4 protein-coding genes and 2 pseudogenes are annotated in these 5,021 nt (G+C 73.2%); 2 read left to right on the forward strand and 4 right to left on the reverse strand.

Translation table 11 applies throughout. From position 1 onward, the window contains the following. Positions 1–907, forward strand: a pseudogene (locus AB0E83_RS35075) (serine/threonine protein kinase); the annotation flags it as partial. A 13-nt stretch (positions 908–920) separates the two neighbouring features. Here the strand turns inward: AB0E83_RS35075 and AB0E83_RS35080 are convergent. From AB0E83_RS35080 to AB0E83_RS35090, 3 genes are all read right to left on the reverse strand, one after another. Then, positions 921–1,244 (reverse strand): hypothetical protein, encoded by a 324-nt coding sequence (locus tag AB0E83_RS35080; RefSeq protein WP_362120822.1) that lies wholly within the window; start codon positions 1,242–1,244, stop codon positions 921–923. After that, a complete protein-coding gene (locus AB0E83_RS35085) occupies positions 1,241–1,852 on the reverse strand; it encodes a DUF6232 family protein (protein WP_362120823.1) in 612 nt (203 codons plus the stop codon). Before AB0E83_RS35085 ends, AB0E83_RS35080 begins: the two co-directional genes overlap by 4 nt. Positions 1,853–2,118: 266 nt before the next feature. After that, a complete protein-coding gene (locus tag AB0E83_RS35090; protein WP_362120825.1) occupies positions 2,119–3,402 on the reverse strand; it encodes an adenylosuccinate synthase in 1,284 nt (427 codons plus the stop codon). Positions 3,403–3,545: 143 nt separating this feature from the next. On the opposite strand from AB0E83_RS35090, the gene AB0E83_RS35095 reads away from it, so the two are divergent. Then, on the forward strand, positions 3,546–4,361 hold the full coding sequence (locus tag AB0E83_RS35095) for a diacylglycerol kinase (RefSeq protein WP_362120827.1): 816 nt from the start codon (positions 3,546–3,548) through the stop codon (positions 4,359–4,361). A 548-nt stretch (positions 4,362–4,909) separates the two neighbouring features. Here the strand turns inward: AB0E83_RS35095 and AB0E83_RS35100 are convergent. Then, positions 4,910–5,021, reverse strand: a pseudogene (locus AB0E83_RS35100) (bifunctional hydroxymethylpyrimidine kinase/phosphomethylpyrimidine kinase); the annotation flags it as partial.

Here is a 5,021-nt window from a genome sequence, read left to right on the forward strand (position 1 = left end):
GGAGCGGCCGGAGCCCCGGTCCCGGCGGCGGATCCTGACCGCCGCCCTCGCGACCGCCGCCGTCGTGGCCGCGGCGGGCGCCGGCTACGCCTTCTGGCCGCTCGGCGGCCCGGGGACCGGCGGCGACGGCAAGACCACCGGCACCCGCGCGCCCTCCGCCTCCGCCCGGCCCGCCGGCGCCGTGCCCGCCGCCTTCCTCGGCGCCTGGGAGGGCGTCCTCCGGGGCAGCCCGGAGATGCCCCGCGAGACCGTCCGGATCGAACTCGTCCAGGGCGCGGTCGGCACCAAGACCGCCGTCTACACCCACGTCGGCGACAACCGGCTGTGCATGGGCCGCTCGCGGCTGGTCTCCGCCGACGAGGACAAGGTCGTCCTCGGCGAGTCCGACGTGACCACCAGCGTGCCCGCGCAGCGGTGCACGGCCGCCGCCCACCAGACCCTCACCCTGCGCTCCCCCGAGGTCCTCGAATGGTCCTCCGGCGCCGTGCGGGCCACCTTCCACAAGGCCCGCACCGGCTCGGAGATCCTGCCCGCGAAGTACCTGGGCCGGTGGAAGATGAAGCCCCTCGTCGAGGGCCCGGAGGCGGACCGCTACACCGACGAGGTGACGATCACCCAGGGCGCGGCCGGCTCCGCCGTCTTCCGCTCGCTGAGCTCCTACCCGCGCACGGACGACGAGGGCAACACGCTGTCGGACGCCGTCAACTGCACCTGGACGGCCATCCTGGCGAGCACCACGCCCCCGTACGTCCTCGGCCCCATGGCCCTGGAACCCGGCGCCGACCCGGAGTGCGTCCGCGACGACCCCGGCAGCTACCTGGTCCTGACGACGTACAAGGGCGAGGAACTCCTCCAGGTCTACCCGATGTACGACACCGAACCGGGCGAGTACCGCCGGGAGGACTGACGTCCCCCGGGGGTCACGCCCCGAACAGTTCCAGGGCGGCCCGCACCGAGTCGAGCAGCGGCTGCCCGAGCGCCCCGACGGTCGCCGCGATCCCGGCGATCGCGAACAGCGTCCGCCGCCGGTCCGTCCCGGCCGCGGCCTCACCGAGCCCGGCCAGCCCCGCGTCGAGGGCCTCCCGGTCGGCCTCGGGCAGCTGCCCGCGCAGCGCCGCGGCCAGGCTCCGCACGACGGCGAGCGCCTCCGCCTGTTCCGGGGTGAGCGCGGGGGCGGGGGCGTGGTTGTGGACGATGCCCGTGTTGTGCTGTCCGTCGTACATGTTCACGGTGTCGCCGCTCATCGCAGGATCCCCTTGTTCCCGGTGCCGCCGTACATGTTCACGATGTCACCGAAGTAGTAGTTGGCCGGATTGCCGATCGACAGCGACGCCACGCGCTCCTCCAGGTGCGCGTCCGTGTTCTCGATGGCCTGGGCGATCTCGCCGACGAGGCGGTGGAGCACGTCCGGAGGGCCGGTCACGAGCGCGGTGGACCGTCCGTTGGTCTCGACGGCCAGGGCGAGGTGGGAGCGCGCGATGATGACCGGTAGCACCTCGCCGAGGGTGTAGAGCAGGAAGCCGAAGAGGACGAGCACGGCGAGGCCGAGTGCCAGGCCCAGCATCCCGCTCTCCGAGGGCTCGGGTCCGTACGGGCCGGACGACGCCCCGAACCCGTCCGCCAGATCGCCGACCAGGGTGACGAGGAGGTACCCCACGAGGATCTGGGCGAGGCGCTTGCCGAGGCGCAACACGGCCTCGGCGCGCCGGGGCCGGAGGATGAAGGTGTAGACGCGGACGATGTTCTCCAGCGGATAGGCCGCGCCCTCGACCCAGAGCACCCTCCGGTCCACGCGCAGCTGGAGCGGACTGCTGCCCTGGAGGCGAACGGGTCCGGGATTCCCCGGCGGCACGGGCTTCCCCGGCGGTGTGGGCTTCCCCGGCGGTGTGGGCTTCCCCGGTGGTGTGGGCTTCCCCGGTGGTACGGCCGGTGGCGGTGGGACGTTCTGGGCCATGGTTCCCCCTGTGACACATGGGCGTGCGAACGTGCAGGGAGACTCATTAGGGGGTCAACTCCCCTGAAAAACAAGGCCTGTTCAAGACTCGGGGGATGTCCGGGACGCACGGAGGGCCCGCGCCCGGCCGAACCGGGTGCGGGCCCTCCACGGGTGCGCGGGTCCTACAGGAAGGAGTTGATCTCGATGGTCTCGGTGCGGCCGGGGCCGACGCCGATGGCGGAGATCGGGGCGCCGGACATCTCCTCCAGCGCCTTCACGTAGTTCTGCGCGTTCTTCGGGAGGTCCGCGAAGGTCTTGGCCTTCGTGATGTCCTCCGACCAGCCGGGCAGGGTCTCGTAGATCGGCTTCGCGTGGTGGAAGTCGGTCTGCGAGTAGGGGAGTTCCTCGACGCGCTTGCCGTCGATCTCGTACGCGACGCAGACCGGGATCTCCTCCCAGCCGGTCAGCACGTCCAGCTTGGTGAGGAAGAAGTCGGTCAGGCCGTTGACGCGGGTGGCGTAGCGGGCGATGACCGCGTCGAACCAGCCGCAGCGGCGGTCGCGGCCGGTGGTGACGCCCCGCTCGCCGCCGATGCGGCGCAGCGCCTCGCCGTCCTCGTCGAAGAGCTCGGTCGGGAACGGGCCGGCGCCGACGCGGGTGGTGTACGCCTTGAGGATGCCGATGACCCGGTTGATCTTCGTCGGGCCGACGCCGGCGCCGGTGCAGGCACCGCCGGCGGTCGGGTTCGAGGAGGTGACGAAGGGGTACGTGCCGTGGTCCACGTCCAGGAGGGTGCCCTGGCCGCCCTCGAAGAGGACGACCTTGCCCTCGTCGATGGCGTTGTTGAGGATCAGGGTGGTGTCGGCGACGTACGGCTTGATCTGGTCCGCGTACTGGAGCATCTCCTCGACGATCCGGCCGGACTCGATGGCGCGCCGGTTGAAGACCTTGGCGAGGAGCTGGTTCTTCTGCTCCAGGGCCGCCTCGACCTTCTGGGTGAGGATCGACTCGTCGTACAGGTCCTGGACCCGGATGCCGACGCGGTTGATCTTGTCGGCGTAGGTGGGGCCGATGCCGCGGCCGGTGGTGCCGATCTTGCGCTTGCCGAGGAACCGTTCCGTCACCTTGTCGAGGGTGACGTTGTACGGGGTGATCAGGTGCGCGTTGCCGCTGATCAGCAGCTTGGACGTGTCGACGCCACGCTCGTTCAGTCCGCTCAGCTCGGAGAGCAGGACCGCCGGGTCGACGACGACACCGTTTCCGATCACCGGGGTGCACCCCGGGGAGAGGATTCCGGAGGGGAGGAGGTGGAGCGCGTACTTCTGGTCGCCGACGACGACCGTGTGGCCGGCGTTGTTGCCGCCCTGGTAGCGCACCACGTAATCCACGGATCCACCGAGGAGGTCGGTGGCCTTCCCCTTGCCCTCGTCACCCCACTGAGCACCGAGCAGCACAAGTGCGGGCACAGGCGTACACCCCTTCCGGGTGGGGCATGTCCAAGGTCAGGGGGCGTACGCCGCCTCACCGGTGTGCCCCGGAATAGACGAAGCCCCTGGCGCAATAGCGCAAGGGGCTCTTGCACAAAGATGCTACCCGAGGAAGGACCGAGGTGTCGGATCACGACCAGCTGCTGGTCATCGTCGACCCGGTCGCCCGCCGAAGTGACGGCGAGTCCGTACGGATCGCGAAGGATGTTCTGTCCGCGGGCGCGGAAGCGAAGATCTGCCTGCCGGACTCCCCCGAGGAATTCTCCCGGGCCCTGTCCCGGCGCGGCTCCCGGCGTCCCGTCGTGCTCGGCGACGACCTGGCGCTGCTGCGCGCGGTGGCCCTGCTGCGGCGGGACCGGGCGCCGCTCGCCCTGGTGCCGATCGGTCCGCCGGGCGCCCTGGAGGTCGCGCACGGCCTCGGCGTGCCGCGCTCCGCGGTGGCCGCCGCGCGGACGGTGCTGGACGGGGCGGTGCGCAGCCTGGACCTGCTGGTGGACGACAGCGACGGGGTGGTCCTGGGCGACCTGCGGGTGCCCGCCGCGCCGGTCCCGGCCGCCGGGTCGGCCCCCTCCGTCTGGGGGACCTGCCGCTCCCTGGTCCGCACCCTGGTGCGGCCGGCGCCGGTGGCGTCCTCCGTCCGGACGCACCGGCTGCGGGTGGAGGCGGACGGGGTGCTGCTTGCCGACGTGGACGCGCCGGTGGCGGGGGTGACGGCCCGCCCGGCGGACGGCGGCGGCGGTACGGCGGAGGTGGCCGTGCACCCGGCCGCGGCGGGCGCGCCCCTGCTGCGGGCCGCCGGGGTCCTCACCGTCTCGGGCCCCGACTTCCGCTACCGCGCCGACGGCCGCGTCACGGGCCCGGTCCGCCGCCGCACCTGGACGGTCCGCGCGGACGGCTGGGCCCTGACCCTCCCCCGGGAGCCGGTGCCGCCGGTCTGACCTGCGCTTCCGGTCCCCCGGCCCTGTACCCGCCCGGGTCCGGCGGATACCTTCCCCGCAGGGAAGTGACCATCGCGACCAGGGGGGCTGGTGTGACGCGGGCTCTGGATCTGCCGGGGACGGCGGAGGAACTGAAGAGGTACCGGCGCGGGGGCGTGGTGATGACGGGGGCGGGCGCCGTCCTCGCGGCCCTCTCCTCCGTCGGCTTCGCCGTGTTCCCCGAGGACCCGCCGTGGGCGGAGGACCTGGCCGGCTTCCTCCTCCTCGGCGGGGTGACGGCCTTCGTCTTCGGCCTGGTCCGGTTCCCCTACGCCCGCCGGTTCCGCCGGATCCTCTCGGCCGGCCCCTGGTCGGCGCATCCCGCCGCGGCCGTGGTCCGCGCCTGGAGCGGTGAGGCCGTCGTCCTGGCGGCGGTGGACGGCACGGGCGTGTGGCCGCTGCGGGTGATCGCGAGCCGGGCGCGCTGGCAGGAGGTCCGGCCGGTCCCGGTGGGGGTGCTGTGGTGGTGCGGCGACCCCCGGAAGGGCGGGGTGCTCGCGGCGCCCGGCGGCGGTCCGCTCTTCCGGGCCGCGCGCGAGCCCGGACGCGACCGCCGAGGCGAGGGTGCAGCCCGTCCCGTGGGTGTGCCGGTTGTCGTGGCGGGGGGCGCGCAGCCAGTGC

Origin of the sequence: Streptomyces sp. NPDC035033 (assembly GCF_040636735.1) — a bacterium.
Classification (GTDB): domain Bacteria; phylum Actinomycetota; class Actinomycetes; order Streptomycetales; family Streptomycetaceae; genus Streptomyces.